The sequence below is a fragment of the Emticicia sp. GW821-FHT11C11 genome, from assembly GCF_058808615.1.
Genome location: NZ_JBXARV010000001.1, coordinates 318,265 through 335,246 on the forward strand (window position 1 = coordinate 318,265; position 16,982 = coordinate 335,246).

14 protein-coding genes are annotated in these 16,982 nt (G+C 41.0%); 4 read left to right on the forward strand and 10 right to left on the reverse strand.

Translation table 11 applies throughout. The annotated features are described in order from the left end of the window. Window positions 1-3: 3 nt before the first annotated feature. Together rsgA and AC1RRY_RS01280 are read right to left on the reverse strand one after the other, a co-directional pair. Entirely contained in the window at window positions 4-912 is a 909-nt protein-coding gene (gene rsgA, locus AC1RRY_RS01275) for a ribosome small subunit-dependent GTPase A (protein ID WP_492818766.1), read from the reverse strand. Window positions 913-1,486: 574 nt separating this feature from the next. Further along, window positions 1,487-2,467: a bifunctional heptose 7-phosphate kinase/heptose 1-phosphate adenyltransferase gene (locus AC1RRY_RS01280; RefSeq protein WP_492818764.1), complete on the reverse strand. Its 981-nt coding sequence runs from the start codon at window positions 2,465-2,467 to the stop codon at window positions 1,487-1,489. Between the two features lie 216 nt (window positions 2,468-2,683). Between AC1RRY_RS01280 and AC1RRY_RS01285 the strand changes: the two genes are divergently transcribed. Continuing rightward, window positions 2,684-4,309: an OmpA family protein gene (locus AC1RRY_RS01285; protein ID WP_492818762.1), complete on the forward strand. Its 1,626-nt coding sequence runs from the start codon at window positions 2,684-2,686 to the stop codon at window positions 4,307-4,309. Window position 4,310: 1 nt separating this feature from the next. Here the strand turns inward: AC1RRY_RS01285 and purU are convergent, their stop codons facing one another. The 6 genes from purU to AC1RRY_RS01315 all read right to left on the reverse strand — a co-directional run bounded on the left by purU (window position 4,311) and on the right by AC1RRY_RS01315 (window position 8,577). Then, entirely contained in the window at window positions 4,311-5,150 is an 840-nt protein-coding gene (gene purU, locus AC1RRY_RS01290) for a formyltetrahydrofolate deformylase (RefSeq protein WP_492818760.1), read from the reverse strand. Between the two features lie 51 nt (window positions 5,151-5,201). Continuing rightward, on the reverse strand, window positions 5,202-5,609 hold the full coding sequence (gene ruvX, locus AC1RRY_RS01295) for a Holliday junction resolvase RuvX (protein WP_492818758.1): 408 nt from the start codon (window positions 5,607-5,609) through the stop codon (window positions 5,202-5,204). A 20-nt stretch (window positions 5,610-5,629) separates the two neighbouring features. Next, a complete protein-coding gene (mazG, locus tag AC1RRY_RS01300) occupies window positions 5,630-6,445 on the reverse strand; it encodes a nucleoside triphosphate pyrophosphohydrolase (RefSeq protein WP_492818756.1) in 816 nt (271 codons plus the stop codon). Window positions 6,446-6,546: 101 nt separating this feature from the next. Next, window positions 6,547-7,206 (reverse strand): thioredoxin family protein, encoded by a 660-nt coding sequence (locus AC1RRY_RS01305; RefSeq protein WP_492818754.1) that lies wholly within the window; start codon window positions 7,204-7,206, stop codon window positions 6,547-6,549. 177 nt (window positions 7,207-7,383) lie between these two features. Then, window positions 7,384-7,908: a DinB family protein gene (locus AC1RRY_RS01310; protein ID WP_492818752.1), complete on the reverse strand. Its 525-nt coding sequence runs from the start codon at window positions 7,906-7,908 to the stop codon at window positions 7,384-7,386. Window positions 7,909-8,019: 111 nt separating this feature from the next. Beyond that, complete coding sequence (locus AC1RRY_RS01315; protein WP_492818750.1) at window positions 8,020-8,577, reverse strand: TetR/AcrR family transcriptional regulator; 558 nt, start codon at window positions 8,575-8,577, stop codon at window positions 8,020-8,022. Between the two features lie 262 nt (window positions 8,578-8,839). Between AC1RRY_RS01315 and AC1RRY_RS01320 the strand changes: the two genes are divergently transcribed. Continuing rightward, a complete protein-coding gene (locus AC1RRY_RS01320; RefSeq protein ID WP_492818748.1) occupies window positions 8,840-10,114 on the forward strand; it encodes a metallophosphoesterase in 1,275 nt (424 codons plus the stop codon). 58 nt (window positions 10,115-10,172) lie between these two features. On the opposite strand, the gene AC1RRY_RS01325 is transcribed toward AC1RRY_RS01320, so the two are convergent. Beyond that, on the reverse strand, window positions 10,173-10,913 hold the full coding sequence (locus AC1RRY_RS01325) for a glycosyltransferase family 2 protein (RefSeq protein WP_492818747.1): 741 nt from the start codon (window positions 10,911-10,913) through the stop codon (window positions 10,173-10,175). 200 nt (window positions 10,914-11,113) lie between these two features. Here AC1RRY_RS01325 and AC1RRY_RS01330 point away from each other — a divergent pair, with 200 nt between their 5' ends. Both AC1RRY_RS01330 and AC1RRY_RS01335 read left to right on the forward strand, forming a co-directional pair. Next, complete coding sequence (locus tag AC1RRY_RS01330; RefSeq protein WP_492818746.1) at window positions 11,114-12,181, forward strand: TerC/Alx family metal homeostasis membrane protein; 1,068 nt, start codon at window positions 11,114-11,116, stop codon at window positions 12,179-12,181. Window positions 12,182-12,230: 49 nt separating this feature from the next. After that, window positions 12,231-12,851, forward strand: coding sequence for a transposase (locus tag AC1RRY_RS01335; RefSeq protein WP_492818745.1), 621 nt, complete (start codon window positions 12,231-12,233; stop codon window positions 12,849-12,851). Window positions 12,852-12,909: 58 nt separating this feature from the next. Here the strand turns inward: AC1RRY_RS01335 and AC1RRY_RS01340 are convergent, their stop codons facing one another. Beyond that, a complete protein-coding gene (locus tag AC1RRY_RS01340) occupies window positions 12,910-16,851 on the reverse strand; it encodes an AAA domain-containing protein (RefSeq protein ID WP_492819290.1) in 3,942 nt (1,313 codons plus the stop codon). Window positions 16,852-16,982 lie beyond the last annotated feature (131 nt).

Genomic DNA, 16,982 nt, shown 5'->3' on the forward strand with positions numbered 1-16,982 from the left:
CTGTTACTTCCGGTTATCTTCGCCCATTACCATGCTCAGGTAGCTGCTGTACCGGCTTTCGGCAATGGTGCCTTCTACAACGGCATCTTTTACGGCGCATTTGGGCTCATCAATATGCAGGCAGTTATGAAAGCGGCATTGACCCAGCAGTTCACGCATTTCGGGGAAGTAATGACTTATTTCCTCTTTCTCCATATCAGCCAGACCTAATTCTTTGATACCCGGCGAATCAATGATGAAAGTTTCCGGGTCTATTTCAAACATCTCAGCAAAAGTGGTAGTATGCACTCCTTTATTGGCAAAGGTTGAGATTTCAGAGGTACGTAAATCTAAATCTGGAGCAATGGCATTGATTAAGGTAGATTTACCTACCCCAGAATGCCCCGATAATAAAGAGACCTTCCCCGTGAGCAATTCCCGGAACGCCTCAACACCTGTCTTATTAATAGCTGAGGTGAACAAACAAGCATACCCGAGGTTTTCGTATAGCTCGGTAAGTTCTTCCTGATAAGCTACTGCTTCATCGTTCATAATATCCAGTTTATTAAATACCAGCGCAGTAGGGATACGGAATGACTCGGCAGTGACCAGAAAGCGGTCAATAAAACCAAGCGATGTTCTCGGAAATGTAAGTGTAACGATTAGAATAGCCTGGTCAAGATTAGTAGCAATCAGGTGCCCATGAGCTGTTTTATGTACAGATTGCCTGATAATATAGTTTTCTCTTGGCAGGATGTCGTAAATAATACCCGTATTTTCTGTTTCACTTTCTATTTCATACGCCACCTTGTCGCCCACTGCTATCGGATTGGTCACTTTTAAATCTTTGATTTTAAATTTTCCTTTCAGGCGACACTGCAAAATGTTTCCCTGCGTGGTACGGACTTCGTACCAGGAACCGGTAGAACGCATGACTAGACCTATTTTCTGACTCAAAATTTCTGGATTTTAACAGATAAACACCTGGTTAAGATAATACTATGAACCTTAAATTAATCTTAAAAAATTCTTGGCTTTTATTTTCAGAAGTAATCGAACCGATACAAGCCAAATCAATTGATATCGGGTGATTCAGGCATTCAGATAGAGTTTCTCTATGAATGCGTGCAATACATCCGGGCTGAAAAGGGTGTATTTTACCTTAAAATAAGTTTTTAAGAAATTTTTAAGTGTTTTAGCAACGTTTTGTCCTACTTTTTCGTTTATAGATTATAGAACACTATTATTTTAATAACAAATCTTATACAACCAATGAAAAAGGGCGTTTTATTCGGATTAGCCGCTGTAGCTGTAGGAGTTGTCGTTTATTCTTTAGCCAAGAAAACCAAACCAACATTACCGTATTACAGACCTAACGTAAGATAATTTTGTGCATGCATTATAGCCAAAAGCATTTTACCGATATTTCAGATTCTCAGTGACTGACCGCACTAACACCCGGGCACCGCTGAGAATCTTTTCGTTTCAGCACCTATGAAGGCTTTTCTTATGAGTGATTCTTTAAGTACTCCTTTCTCAGCTTCTCTTTTTCAATCGGCACTACGCCTACGTATTCGCAGACCAGCCCACCTCCCAGATTCGATATTTCGGCGATAGTCTTAGGTGCTAATTTCAACCCCAGACAAATAGCTGCAATACTTACTACGGTGTCGCCTGCTCCCGAAACATCGGTGATACTTCTTAAATGTGCCGCTATGTGATGTGCTTCATTCTGAAAATCGATAAACACACCTCTTTCCGAAAGTGTCAGAAAAACACCATTTACACCCAGCGCCTTTTTGGCTTCAGCTACCACCGTCTTAACTTCATCCATATTATCGGCATTGAAATCAATTTTCAAGCCTTCTTTCAGTTCTTTCAGATTAGGTTTGAAAAGGTCTGCTCCCTGATAACTCTTAAAGTTACGCTTTTTTGGGTCAACTATGGTTGGAATCTGCTGTTCTTTCGCAAACGCTACAATTTCCTGAATACTCTGTTCGTCGAGTACGCCCTTATCGTAATCTTCAAAAATAACTACGTGGCACGACGGAATCAATGCTTTTGCTTTTTCAACCAGCAGACTCCTTTCTTCTGCGTTGATGACCGAGTCCATCTCAGAATCTATTCTTACTACGTGCTGCGAACCAGCCAGAATTCTTTGTTTGATTGTGGTTATTCTGTTGGCACTTTGTATAATTCCCTCTGTGGGTAAATGATTGAAATTAAGCAGATCTATTAAATCGCGAGCTTCAGTATCCTGCCCAACAACAGAACACAAAACAGGTGTAGCACCGAGAGATTTTATATTCATGGCCACATTGCCGGCACCCCCCAGACGTATTTCTTTCCGTTTTACGTTGACTACCGGTATAGGTGCTTCGGGTGAAATTCTTTCAACTTTCCCGAAAATATAAGAGTCAATCATCACATCGCCTACGATAAGAACCCGGAGGCTATCAAAAGAATCAAAAATCTGATTTACATTCATTCAAAAAAAATTTGTTGTGTCCAATGGCTTGTTTATCAGTCAGTTTATTTTTTGGAGACACAAAACTAAGGATTTTAACATGATTTTTAAAAAAATCATACATTTTGACCCGGAGATTGCGTTATTTGTAAGTGATAATTGGCAGGCTTAAGGTACCAATATACCAGACCTCAGATACAAACACATACATTTAAAATACCGACTACCATCATAATTATGCGTTCTTTAATCTTTTTATTAGCTGTTTCTTCTTTTTTTACGGCAAAAGCACAAACACTTGAACCCCTCGGAACAGCTATTAATACAGAATATAATGAGTTGAATCCGGTTATCTCGCCCGACGATAAAACGCTGTATTTTGCGCGGGTGAGCCATCCGTCGAATAGTTTCGGAACCAAAGGCAGCCAGGATGTATGGTATTCTGAAAAAAGAGACGACGGCAAATGGACAATAGCCCGCAGAATGCCGAATGCAATTAATAAAGACCAATACAACGATTTGTTCAGTATTACACCTGATGGCAACAAAATTTTGGTTTCGGGGGTATACCACAATGGGCGGCGAGATAATGTGGTGGGAATATCAATGTGCAAAAGAACAAAAACGGGGTGGTCAGAACCGGAAGAAATAGTTATACCTAAGCTGAGTGATATCTGTAAAGGCCAATACCTGACGGCCTGCCTGTCTAACGACGGTAAAACGCTGATACTGGCTTTTAGTGAAAAGAAGAACTCGAAAGAAGATAATCTGTATGTTTCTTTTCTTTCAAAAGACGGCAAGTGGTCAAAACCGGAGAGCCTGGGTTCAGACATCAATACAGGCAGTGTAGAGACTACGCCCTTTCTGGCATCAGATAATTATACGCTTTATTTTGCTACCGACCGCAAAGACGGATTCGGCGGGACAGACATCTGGGTATCGAAACGATTAGACAGAAGCTGGAAAAAATGGTCGAAACCGGTGAACATGGGAGAAAGAGTAAACACCGATGCCAATGAGTACTCGTTTTCGGTAGCTGCATCGGGCGAATATGCCTATGTGAGTACCAAGAAAAATTCCTTGGGCAAGGGAGATATTGTGAGATTCAAACTGAAAGAAGAGAAGAAAGAAACCCCTGTGGTAACCTCGGCATTGCAGACATCGGGCCGCACTGAAGAACAACGAAATCTGGACAACGGCGGAACCCCCGTTGATGCCAAAAGCCTGGCACCCACTCCGGTGGTGATTATCAGCGGCAGGGTGGTTGACAATAAAACTGGTAAGCCCATTCCGGACGCCAAGATTGTTTATCAGTCACTGCCTGATGGAGAAGGCGGCGAAGCCTATACAAACCCGGCTACAGGCGAATACAAGATAGTGTTACCCTATGGAGCCAAATACAGTTACCGGGCCGAGGCTAAAGATTTTATAAGTATAGAAAAAGGGATTGACCTTACCGAAATAAAGGAGTTTAAAGAATTTAAGAACGAAGTATTGCGAATAGCAGCTATTGAGGTGGGGGTTGATATTCCACTAAACAATATATTCTTTGAATATGCCAAGGCAACACTACGTCCGGATTCTTATCCGGAACTGGACAGAATGGTTGAAACCTTGCAGCGAAATCCGAATCTGGTAATTGAGATTCAGGGGCATACAGATAATGTGGGTTCGAACGAAAGCAACATGAAGCTGTCACAGGATAGGGCAGAAGCCGTTAGAAAATACCTGCTTTCAAAGAAGATTCAGGCAGATAGAGTAACCAGCATAGGGTATGGTGAAACCCGCCCGATTGAGACCAACGATACCGAAGAAGGCAAAGCACAAAACCGCAGAGTGCAAATGGCAATTGTGAGGAAATAGGTTACAATATCACCGTCCTGTTGCCATAAATAAATACTCTGTCGTTAAATGCCAGCTTCAAAGCCTGAGTGAGTACTGATTTTTCTACTTCTTTGCCCTCTCGTGCCATATCCAGATACGTATAGCGGTGGTCGACCTCTTTGATGTTCTGGGCAATGATGGGTCCTTCGTCCAGATTGTTATTCACAAAGTGAGCTGTGGCACCTATGATTTTCACGCCACGCTCATAAGCCTGCCGGTAAGGATTGGCTCCTATAAAGGCTGGTAAGAACGAATGATGTATGTTGACAATCTTATTCGGATAATGAGCTACAAACTCCGGTGACAGAATACGCATGTATTTGGCCAGTACCACAAATTCGGGCTGGTAAATTTCAAGGGTTCTTAAAATGGCTTCTTCGTGCTCTTCGCGGGTTTTATGCTCGTGGCTCACATAATGAAACGGAATACCAAACTTGCTCGCCAATGGTTGCAGAATATTATAGTTACTCACTACTGCCAGAATGTTGGCGTCGAGCTCATCAAAATTATAGCGAATCAATAAATCGGAAAGACAGTGATGCTCTTTTGTGCAAAGCACAACTATATCTTTCTTTTTTTTCGGGCTGATTCTAAGATTAATAGCCGTTGAAAGAATATTCTCTCTTAAGTCTTTCAGTACCTTTTCAGGGTCAAGCTCGTCGGGGGCCTCAAATTCAGTCCGCATAAAAAACTGCCTGTCGGGGCTCACATATTCGTCTTGTGAAAGAATATTGCACTCATTTTTATATAAGACACTGGTTACATGAAAAATAAGTCCTTTGGCATCGGGGCCGTCCATTAAGAGAATATGCTTTACCATTACTATTGTGGTTGCTGAAAATATCTGAAAACTAAAATTAAAAAGGAGCTGTTAAATACCCATAAAACTCTGCAATATAATCACGGCGCTTATTTTGTCAATGTTGCCTTTTACCTGCCTGTCCTTTTTTTTCATTCCTCCGGCAATCATGGTTTGAACAGCCATTTTTGAAGTGAATCGCTCGTCCTCTAAATGAATGGGAATAGCCGGAAAATGAATTTTCAATGTTTCAATCAGCTTATTTACGTAAACAGTGCCGTGTGTATCAGTACCGTCCAGACTTTTCGGCATGCCTACCACAAACGCCTCCACTTCTTCTGAAGCTGTATACTTTTTCAGGTACTCAATCAGCGTTTGGCTGGGCACTGTTTCTAAAGCTGAAGCGATAATCTTCAGCGGGTCGCTTACTGCAAGGCCGGTGCGTTTGGCTCCGTAATCGATGGCGAGAATTCTTGGCAATTGAATTAATTTTTAGTGAACTACAATTTTTTGGCTTCTTCCCAGAACACATCCATTTCGGCCAGTGTCATATCTTTCAGATTTTTGTTGGCATCTTTGGCCTTTTGTTCAAGGTATTGAAAACGCTTGATGAATTTTTTATTGGTGCGTTCCAGTGCTGTTTCAGGATTCAGATTAATAAACCTGGCATAGTTTACGAGTGAAAACAGCAGATCGCCGAATTCTCCCTCTGCTTTTTCGGCATCAATCAGCTCTTCTTTTTCAGCGTTAAATAATTCTTTGAACTCCTGCATTTCTTCTTCTACTTTTCCCCATACCTGGCTTTTCTCTTCCCAGTCGAAGCCGACGCCCCTGGCTTTTTCCTGTATCCGCATGGCTTTTACCAAAGCCGGTAAGGACTGAGGCACTCCTGCCAATACAGATTTATTACCTTCCTTCAGTTTTAATTGCTCCCAGTTTTGTTTTACCTGTTCTTCGTTCTCTACTTTTACATCGCCATAAATATGCGGGTGGCGGGAAATCAGTTTATCGCAGATACCGTTTAATACGTCTGCTATGTCAAAATCACCGGTTTCCGACCCTATTCTGGCATAAAAGACCAGATGTAGCATTAAATCGCCCAGTTCTTTCCTGACCTCTGGAAGGTCCTTTTCCAGAATGGCATCAGATAACTCGTAAGTCTCCTCAATAGTCAGGTGGCGCAGGGTGTCCATGGTTTGTTTTTTATCCCAGGGACATTGCTCTCTCAGCTCATCCATAATAGTCAGCAGCCGGTCAAAAGCCATGAGTTTCTCCATACGTTCGGGAGGAAATACTAAAGGGAGTTTATTGCTCATATCGGAATGATTGGAAATTTCTGTAAAGGTCGGGAATAAAAAATAAAAAAGCCACCCGAATTAAACAGATGGCACAATAGCTTGTTCAATTGATTAGCCAATCAGGATTTCCACTTAATAGCACAGCCAATAGCTTTGGTTGTTGGGGTTACTACCGGCTTACCCAGCAGCAGATTATTGACTGCATCCGTTACATAATGCTTGGTTACATTGGCGGGGTCTTGGGCGTTGTCGTCTATTGCACCTATGTATTGTACGGTAATCTGACCGTTCTCTTTCTTCAGCACAAAGGCTTGAGGGGTACGCATCGCTCCAAAGAGTTTGGTTACTGCCTGCGTGTTGTCTGTCAGATAAGGATACGTATAGCCCTTTTCACGTGCTCTTCCCTGCATATTTACAAATGAATCTTCTTCATACGCCTCAGGATCATTCGGGTTAATGGCTATTACCGGATACCCTTGCGAAGCATATTTTCTGTCGATGCCTATTACGCGGTCTTCGTATGCTTTTGAAAAAGGACAGTGATTAGAAATGAAAACTACAATAAAGCCCCGGGCTGATTCGAAGTCTTTCAGGGAAACCATTTTACCGTCTACATTTTTAAGTCTGAAATCGGCAACCACCTCGCCGATACCATAACCTATGCCATTATTTTTTGCCAACTCCGGAAGTTCTTCACCCATTGCCAATGCCGGGGCCGTATTTAACAACAAATACAATCCTGCAAGTACGGCCAGCGTAAGACCCGGTATTTTTTTCATAGTGTAGTTCTTTTTTAGAAGAAACGGTCAGCGAGCTACGTATATTGTAACCGTTTATTTTAATGGGTAATGGTTAAAATTAATCAGCAAACAAATATAATCAGGATTTGGCAGATATTCACTGATTGTAATCATTTACCCATAGGTAGCATTTCTGAATACTGAGTCCTTTCTACTCTAAATATTGATACCTTTTCGGATTGCTTTTTGGTGATGCCTGATGTGATAATGCATGAAGTAATAAATTTCGCGGATGGTGAGCAGTTTTAAAACCGGATGCTTTATGCATAATTCATCCAGTTCGGTTTCAGAAAAATTGTCCAGAAAACCGGCAAGTGCCTCATGATGTTTTATGAAACTATTCAGAAGGATAGTTTTTGAGGGGTCTTCGGGCAATTGAGGTACAAATGCACCTCTTGCTTTCAGACCTGTGCTCAGAATATTGAGATAATTGGTTACGACCTCCTCATAGTTCATATTGGGGCGGTCAATTTTACCAAACTGGGCAACCAGTACTTCTTTGGGTAAAGCCAAACCGAGATTTAAGCTTTTGGCTGATTGGGTAAGGTGCAGGATATTTTCAGCAATAGACCATTTTTCGCCTATCGCGGCAAAAAAGATGTTTTCATCTGCACTTTCTGTTTCTTGAGCAACGCTATAAAAACTTGTTTTTAATGCTTCTTTTAATGCCGGCTTTGTCATGATTCTGATATTTGATGTGAAAGATGAAATCATGGGAACGCATAAGATACGTTCCCTGACCTATAACCTGTTAACGCACTATTAAAATCTTTGGACTGATATATTTACCAATTACTTCAGCTTATTCATTGTTCGTAAAAAGGCATCGTACAAATACTGTTTGTTGCCATATAGTTTTGAAAACATCACGGCACCTTCAAACTCCATGATGGTTTGCTGCGCCAATCTGAACGAAGTGTCAGCATCAATTCGGGTCATGAAAATCTGCTGCAGCGCGAGTGTCCAATCATCCATGATACTTTTTAATACCTCATGAAACTCAGGTATTACCCCTACGGTTTCCAGTGTTGTATTGCCTATCAGGCATCCTCCTTCTTTTTCCAATAGCAGCCTGCCCATTTTTTTCAGAAGTTTCTCCATCCGTTCTTCAGGAGTAAGGGTGGTATCGGCTGCAATAGGGAAAACCTTTTCTTTCAGATAGTTATGTACCCAGATTAACAAATCTTTCATCAGCATTTCTTTGCTGGGGAAATAATGATACAAGCTGCCTTTTAATAGCCCGCAATTCTGTGCAAGGTCCTGCATAGAAGTATTATGATACCCCTTTGTACGGAAAATGTCTGACGACTTGAGTAGTATCTCTTCCTTTGTAACTTTCTGAACCGGCATATAAGTATTGGCACTTGGCAAGCTGCCTCACAAAAGTATACATATTTTCTATTTTACCAAACGGTTGGTAGGTAAAATTTTATAATCGATTTTACCAGATAGATAATACTACAAACGATGGGCATAAACACAAGCACTTGCCTATTATTACAGCAAATACGCCTTTCATCACATAGATGGATTAAAAATAAGCCAATTGAAACCAACTTTTATTGAAAACCGTTTTTTGTTCATTGGTTTTACAAACACTATCATTACATATATGAATAGAATTTCCGGACAAGCCATGATGGCTGTCGTTTTCGTGTTGATTGACTTGTATGTGTGGCAGGCAATTAAATTGTTAATGCGCTCAACAAGTGAACTGACCCAACGGTTAATTGGTATTGGTTACTGGGGGCTTACCATCTTTTCAATTGTGGGGCTGATTTTTGTCTTTAATTACACCCCTGCCACGGCTCCGGTAAAGGCAAGTTTCCGAACCTTTTTGATGGCAGGTATTTTCATCTTTTATATATCTAAAGTATTTTCGGTACTGGTGCTGTTTATTGATGACATTATTCGCTTTTTTAAATGGATTGCTTCGTTTTTTCAAAGCGCTGCTCCACAATCGGCAGTTACTGAAAATTTACAGCCGGTATCAACGGGTATCAATCGGTCAGAATTTTTGGCTAAATCGGCATTAGCTTTGGGTGGCTTGCATATAGGTGGCATGACCTGGGGTATTTTATCGGGTGCGCATGATTACCATCTAAGAAATGTAACCCTGAAGTTAAAGAATTTGCCCAAGCAGTTTGATGGTATGAGAATAGCTCAGTTGTCAGATATCCACTCGGGTAGTTTTTTTAATAAAACTGCCGTGAAAGGGGGTATTGAGATGCTGATAAAAGAAAAACCGGATGTATTTTTCTTTACCGGTGACCTTGTGAACAACGTAGCGCCTGAGGTAAAGGACTACATAGAGATTTTTTCAAAAATAAAGGCCCCACTAGGCACATTCTCTACTTTAGGTAACCATGACTACGGAGACTACACCGAATGGATATCGGCTGAGAAAAAACGTCAGAACTTAGTTGACCTGATGGGCGCTCATAAAACTATCGGCTGGGATTTACTATTGGATGAGCACAGAGAAATAAAAGTAGATGGTGAAAAACTGGCTATTCTGGGTATTCAGAACTGGGGTGCCGGTGGATTCTCTAAATATGGTAATTTAGAGAAAGCACATGCTAACACGCAAGATTACCCGGTTAAACTATTGTTGTCTCACGATCCAAGCCATTGGAGAGGACAGGTATTACCGAACTATAAGGATATTGATGTGGCATTTGCCGGGCACACGCATGGTATGCAGTATGGTGTAGAGCTGGGAAGTTTCAGATGGTCGCCGGTGCAGCTGCGTTATAAAGAATGGGCAGGCCTTTACGAACAGGATGACCAGAAATTATATGTGAACCGTGGTTTTGGTTACATTGGGTATCCGGGGCGTTTAGGTATTTATCCTGAGATTACGATTTTTGAGTTGAAATCAGCATAATAATAAAAGGGCGAATATCTGTTTCGATATTCGCCCTTTTAGTAAAGTGTGTATATTTCTATACGAGTAAATCCCACTTATAGAGGCCGGTTTTACTCAATAAATAGAGAGCCGACACACGTAACACGCCTAAACCGTATTTGGAGCTTCGAACAAAATTGATTGATGATGCTTCTTCAAAATACTTGGTCGGGCAGGTAACTTCTGCTATTTCAAAATCTTTCCAGAATATCTGTGCTATCATTTCATTGTCGAAAATAAAATCATCGTCGCATTTTCTGAAAGGTACAGTTTCAAGCACTTGTCTTGAAAAAGCCCGATAACCTGTATGGTATTCCGATAGTTTTTGATTCATCAACAGGTTTTGCGTAAATGTCAGGAATCGGTTGGCAATGTATTTATATAGAGGCATACCTCCTTTCAATGCACCCTTACCGAGGATTCTTGAACCAAAGACAACCGGATAGAGGTCTTCGCCAATAATGCTTACCATCGCTCTGATCAATTTTGGGGTGTATTGGTAGTCCGGGTGAACCATCACTACAATATCAGCACCTATTTCAAGTGCTTTGGTATAACAGGTTTTCTGGTTACCGCCATAGCCTTTATTTACATCGTGGCGTATTACATGATTGATTCCTAATTTCCTGGCAACGTCAGAAGTATCATCGGGACTATAGTCGTCAACTAAAATTACTTCATCAACAATATCGAAGGGAATTTCTTTGTACGTGCGCTCCAGTGTTTGAGAAGCCCGGTAGGCGGGCATGACAATCACTACTTTTTTATCATTATACATATTAATTATTCGAGTTTTCGGTGCAAATTTACATCCGATTTTAGGCAAACTGCCGAAACATTACAATTTGGTGCAAAATAGGGCATGATTCTTTTGATTTCCAAGAATAAATGATTGAACCCTCTTTTGCAAAGGGGCCGCCAAATGCCATATACTATTGATTAACACACGAAAGAAAATTTCAAACTAGCATTTTTGACATGACATTATCAAGTGAGACTATATTTTTTATCGGCTTTGCTATTTTTGTGGCGTTTGTGATGGCACTTGACCTGGGAGCATTCAGCAGGTCGAAGAGTCATATTATAAGTTTTAAAGAGGCGGGTATCTGGAGCGCCGTATGGGTATCTCTGGCCATCGCTTTTTTCTTTTTTATCCGTCAGTATGGCTACCTGATTCATGATATAAGCGATGCCGCTCATCTGCAGCATATAAAGTCGCTCTATTATGAGTCTTTGAAACTGCCACCTAATTTTGAGGCTGCCCTGCAGACTTTTCAGAATAGCATGGCTATTGATTACCTGACGGGTTATCTGACAGAATATTCATTGTCAGTAGATAATATCTTCGTATTCATTCTTATTTTCAACTCTTTTGGTGTTCATAAGAAATTCTATAAGAAAGTATTGGTTTGGGGTATTTTAGGCTCTATTGTTTTACGTTTCATTTTCATTTTTATAGGAGCTGCCCTTATTCAGGAGTTCGAATGGATTCTTTTCATCTTCGGTGCTTTTTTGATTTACACAGGGATTAACATATTACGCAATAAGGATGAGGAAGAAGAAATGGATCCGGCGCATCACCCAATTGTGAAGTTCGCGTCTAAATATTTCAATGTTTATAAACGTAATGTAATTGACCATTTTGTGGTGTATCATCGCCGATACAAAAAATGGTATATCACACCGTTGTTTCTGGTAATGCTCGTTATTGCCGGTACTGACGTAGTTTTTGCTGTAGACTCTATCCCTGCTATTTTCTCTATTACCAAAGACCCCTACATTGTGTTCTTTTCAAATGTATTTGCCATCATGGGGCTGCGCTCTATGTTTTTCTTTCTGGCAAGTATTATGGGTCTTTTCCGTTTCCTGAAATATGGGCTTGGTATACTATTGACTTTTATCGGTGTAAAAATGCTTTTGCATCATCAGTTAACTGCCATAGGATTTACCAATGTTCATTCATTGCTCGTGATTGTAGGTATTCTGGTGGTGAGTATCGGAGCGAGCGTGGTGTTTCCAGAGAGGAAAGACGGTATCGCGGAGTGATGCTCCGCGCTTGAGTTCCACGGAATGATATTCCGTGTTTTGCTGTACTATGAAGACTCATTATAGAAGAAATCTACCGCATATTCTTCCTCCGGATGAAAGGCTGTTTATTACCTTTCGTCTGGCTAATTCTTTGCCTAAAGAGGTAATAATAAAACTGATGACGGAAAGAAACCGGGAAGAAGCACTGGTTAGAAAAACTATTGCTGACGAGACAGCCCGGAAAGTAGAACTTTATAAAATTCAGAAACGATACTTTGCTAAATTTGACAGCTATCTGCATCAATGTCTGAATGGGGTGAGGTGGCTGGGGATTGATTCTATTGCGGAAGTCCTGACTGAAGCCTTACATTATCGGAATAACAGATACTATCAACTGCATGCCTTTTGTATCATGCCGAATCATGTGCACGTATTATTGACCTCTATCATTCATCAGGAAGGGTTTTTCAGAGTTTTGCAATCACTGAAAAGTCATACAGCGAGGAAATCTAACGAATTGCTTGATCTGACAGGCAATGCTTTCTGGGGAGAAGAAAGTTATGACCACGTAATGCGTAATGACGAGGAGTTCGTTAGAATCATTGACTATATCGTTCAGAATCCTGTGAAAGCGGGATTGACCGATAAATGGCAGGCATGGAAGTATACTTCCTTTCTGACGACGTGAAAAACTGGTACTTGTGAGTAGTTCGGAGTACCACTCCGGGGAACGGTTTCACGGAGTATCACTCCGCGTTACGGTTGCGGCTCCAAACTCTCTCAAATTTCCATCCTTTGGCTCTCAGGCTTATCGGCAGATAGGCATGGGCATCTTTCGGCGAAATACTCTCATAATACAAGTCATCGTCAGTAAGAATCAATGATTCATACTGGCCGGCCTCTTTTACAGTAATGTCGGCAAAAGGTAATTCCAGGTAAAATCCATGATTTTCCTGAACCAGCCGATTCTTCAATAACCAGCGGGTATTCAGCTTTTCAGTTGTAAAAGGTTCAGGCGAATAATTGCCTTGCGATACCTCCACGGCATATTCCAGGTATTTCTTCAACAATTTTGGCCCGGAATTAGCCGCTTGTTCTACCTGTAGTTGATGCGGCAGAATGCTGCTTACAATATAAATATATTCACGGGCACGGGTTACGGCAACATTCAGTCGGTTTTCACCACCTTGCTGGTTCAGACTACCGAAATTCATCAGAAGTTTTCCTTTCAGAGTAGGGGCATATCCGATAGAGAAAATCACAATATCGAACTCGTCTCCCTGAATATTCTCAATATTTTTAATTACGCCCCAGTCTTCTCCCAGTTCAGGGGTAATAGTCTGGTAAATCAGATCGGCTTGTTTGAAATTGAAAGTAACCACCCCAATGGTTTTGGTTGGGGCATTTTTCTTTAGGTCAGCCACAATTTCCAATACCTTTTGAGCCTCTGTCGGGTTGGTGTTGTTCTCCCAGAAACCATCCAGTTTAATAAAGCTGATAGCAGGTTTATTTTTACTGATTTCGGTATAATGGGGCAACAATTGAAGCGAGTTTTTATAGAAATATTGATTCGAGAAATCAATCAGATCTAAAGAATGGCTACGGTAATGACCCCTTAACCAGGCCTGTGGCAGATATTGGGCTGCCAGATCTAGCAACGAATCTATTTCCAGCACCGGTTCATCTTCGGCATCCTCGTCATATCTGATTTGATAAAGGTCGGTAGGTTGCAGTTGTTTCGAATCTCCGGCAATTACTACCTGTTTGCCCCTGTAAATAGCTGGAATACCGTTTTCTGCAAAACACTGAGAGGCTTCATCAAAAATTACAAGGTCAAAAAGGGCATCCTCCGGACTTTGACCTGCCAAAGGAAAAATGGCAGACACAGATTCGGGCGAGGCCATCCAGCAGGGAATTAACTTAAATATTTCATCTGAATGATTTTCGAGCAGTTTCCGTACCGACCAGAGTTTCCTTTTTTTTGTCGTCTGATGCATCAGTTCGCGATAAGTAACTACATTTTGCAGGCGATTAACCTCCAGTTCCTGATATGTCTGCTCGCGCAATTTCAGCAGGAGTATTTCCTGGCTTAGCTCCTGTTTTTTTAATACGCTTTCCTGGATTTCTGCTTCCAGTTGCTCTATTTTTAAGGAACTTACTCCCCGCAGAATCGGATACAGGCTTTCAATGTGTTGTGTCCAGGCCAGGCGTAAAGAGTTCTGAAACACAGCACTTAAATCTACCGTATCAACTTGTTGGCTTTTGTAATTTAGCAGTCGGTTTACAACTTCCGACTCTGCTGAAAGAAATGCTTCCTTCAATTCGTCGGCCTCAACCATTAAGTCGAAATGCTGTTTCAAATATCCCAGCCGACCCTTTTTTAAATCAGGTACATCCACCAATTTTTCGATTTGTGACAAAGAAAGATGCTCTCGCCATTGCGCAAAAAGCCGCTGGGTATCTGCAATCAATTGTTCAAGAGCCGTAAAAGCCCGAAGGAAACCTGTTTTTGGATTATGAAGTATGTTCGAAGTTTGTCTTTGTAAAAACTCTTCCTGCTGGTATTGGGCATAAGCCTTATTGGCCAGAATATAGTTTTGAAGTTGTGCTTTCAGGGTTTCCCAACTGTCGTTTTCATCGATCCGGATTTCTTTTTTATCCAATTTCTCTTTAATCTCTTCAAAAGTTAATCGCTGATGAATTTTCTTTCTCAGACTGCTCATGCCTTCTTCATTAACAGGGAGTCTGTTATAAGCCAGTAGCGCTTCGATGTCTTTCTTGTCTTTAGAAAAGATTTTCCAGATAATCCAATTTAATGCCGAATGGCTTGCAGCGTAAGCTTTTTCAATTTGTGTTCTTCTGAATGATAAATCGCCTGAAGGGATGCTTTGTTCGATACCATCATTTGTGAACAGTTTCTCAAGAGTCTGATAAATTCTTTCTATGTCGAACTGGCGATTACTGATAAATTTCTGGTGTTGTACAATAGATCTGAAAATTTCCTCAACCTCTTTATTCTCAAAATATTGAATAAATCTTTTGAGCATCCTTTCATCAAAACGGTTTAATTCAGTAATCGAAAACAATTGGCCATACTTTTGTTGAAAATCAATTATATCTTCAATTGTTTCTGATATTCGGGGCAACTCAATGAAATTTTTCCGGCGGAAGGAATTCCGCAATTGCCAGAAATCATATCCGGGTGAAGATTGCAATTTGGCTTCGTATTGTAAATAACGGTTAAGTCGCCCTTCGAAATCCGATAGTTCATGAAACGGAAAAGAGCGATAGAGATCCTGAACGTCAATCGCGGGGTTACTCAAGCTGCTGCTGAGGTAGAGCTCCTTTACAGAAAGACCGCATACAGACTCATCAAAAAGAGCGTCTTTCAGCGTCTGTAATTCTTCAGAAATACGGTCAATCCGTCGACTGATTTGAGTGAAGTTCCGCTCGAGAAAAATGGCATCCAGCCCTTTATTCTTTTTCTGAAATTCTTCTATCTGAGCAATTTGTCCGGCAATTTTTTCAAAGAGTGCTTTTCTGTCATTCTTGAAATCATGAATCAGCGCCACAAAGTCGGTCATCTGCACTTTTTGAAGACGCTGATAAACGGTATCGAGCGCTACGCGTTTCTGGCATACTACCAGCACCCTTTTACCCCGGGCCGTAAAATCGGCAATAAGATTGGCGATCAGCTGAGATTTTCCCGTACCCGGAGGCCCCTGCACTACAATAGAAACACCCTCTTTTACTTGCTTGATAGCTTCTTCCTGAGATGCATCAATAGCAAAGGGCAAAAAAGCATTTTCTTCTTTATAAGCCGGCTGAGGAACAGGAGGAGCCGCATGCTGAAACAGTTCTTCGAAAGTGTCTAATTCGTAGTGTCCTTCTTCGGCATTTCTGATAAGTTCTTCATAATCAGGTACCAGATAAGACCCCGCCTGCGGGAAAATGCCGAGAACAGCCTGCGGATACAGTTTTAGTTCGCCGTTTCGTTCTGTCTTGTCTAAATCTGCCTTAGTCAGTTTTTCAAAATCAATCAGATTATCATTGAAAAGATCCTGATTAAAATTTATCTCAACCGGGCTGTCTTTCAACAGTTCATACAATTGTGTACGAAAAGCCAGGCTGTCTTTGTCAAAATCTTCAAACGATTTCTCCAGCCATTCTTCCGGTAATTTTATCTGATTAAAATGAGAATAGGCCAACAGAAAACTTCTGTTCAGACTCACAGGCTCATCGCGTTGTTCCAACAGCCATTTTTTGCCATTATTTTTAAGTGTAACCGGAAAAAACAAAAGCGGGCACCTGACAACCGTGCCATCAGACAGCTTGCCTTTCGCGAACGGATACCCTACATATAAATCCCTGGCACCTCGTTCTTCTTCTATAAAACCTTCGGTGCGCGCCAGTTTGCGCAGGCGCTGGCTTGCTTCATTTACTTTGTCGAAACGGCTATCTTGTAAATCGCACAGAGGTATCTGAGATTTCTGTGCTATTAACTGATGAATATATTCAAACGAGGGTTTGTTGTCCAGAAAATTCAGGCTATGCAAATCTACAAATTGCTCCTGTGGTAAATTCAATAATAAAAGCGACCGGTTACGAGAAGTCAGATTGGTCAGTCTCCGGAGGTATGTTTTAAGTAATTTTTGCACTGTTCTTAATTTTGAACGCTCAAAAGAGATTCGTTTTCTGGCTGTGAATTAAATAATGTTAACCATTCATCAATGTTTAACACGTCTTAACATTTTTTGTTTGCTTTAAATTACTTAACGAATTAAATTCGTTAATGTTAAAATTAAAGCGGCAATTTAAG

What these genes read in the sequence shown, in the direction of transcription:
- purU (WP_492818760.1), bottom strand. Translation starts at nt 5,150, where the DNA reads ATGGTAAAGCATATTCTCTTAATGGACGGCCCCGATGCCAAAGGACTT.
- AC1RRY_RS01285 (WP_492818762.1), top strand. Translation starts at nt 2,684, where the DNA reads ATGCGTTCTTTAATCTTTTTATTAGCTGTTTCTTCTTTTTTTACGGCA.
- mazG (WP_492818756.1), bottom strand. Translation starts at nt 6,445, where the DNA reads ATGAGCAATAAACTCCCTTTAGTATTTCCTCCCGAACGTATGGAGAAA.
- AC1RRY_RS01320 (WP_492818748.1), top strand. Translation starts at nt 8,840, where the DNA reads ATGAATAGAATTTCCGGACAAGCCATGATGGCTGTCGTTTTCGTGTTG.
- AC1RRY_RS01305 (WP_492818754.1), bottom strand. Translation starts at nt 7,206, where the DNA reads ATGAAAAAAATACCGGGTCTTACGCTGGCCGTACTTGCAGGATTGTAT.
- AC1RRY_RS01315 (WP_492818750.1), bottom strand. Translation starts at nt 8,577, where the DNA reads ATGCCGGTTCAGAAAGTTACAAAGGAAGAGATACTACTCAAGTCGTCA.
- AC1RRY_RS01330 (WP_492818746.1), top strand. Translation starts at nt 11,114, where the DNA reads ATGACATTATCAAGTGAGACTATATTTTTTATCGGCTTTGCTATTTTT.
- rsgA (WP_492818766.1), bottom strand. Translation starts at nt 912, where the DNA reads ATGCGTTCTACCGGTTCCTGGTACGAAGTCCGTACCACGCAGGGAAAC.
- AC1RRY_RS01325 (WP_492818747.1), bottom strand. Translation starts at nt 10,913, where the DNA reads ATGTATAATGATAAAAAAGTAGTGATTGTCATGCCCGCCTACCGGGCT.
- AC1RRY_RS01310 (WP_492818752.1), bottom strand. Translation starts at nt 7,908, where the DNA reads ATGACAAAGCCGGCATTAAAAGAAGCATTAAAAACAAGTTTTTATAGC.
- AC1RRY_RS01335 (WP_492818745.1), top strand. Translation starts at nt 12,231, where the DNA reads ATGAAGACTCATTATAGAAGAAATCTACCGCATATTCTTCCTCCGGAT.
- AC1RRY_RS01280 (WP_492818764.1), bottom strand. Translation starts at nt 2,467, where the DNA reads ATGAATGTAAATCAGATTTTTGATTCTTTTGATAGCCTCCGGGTTCTT.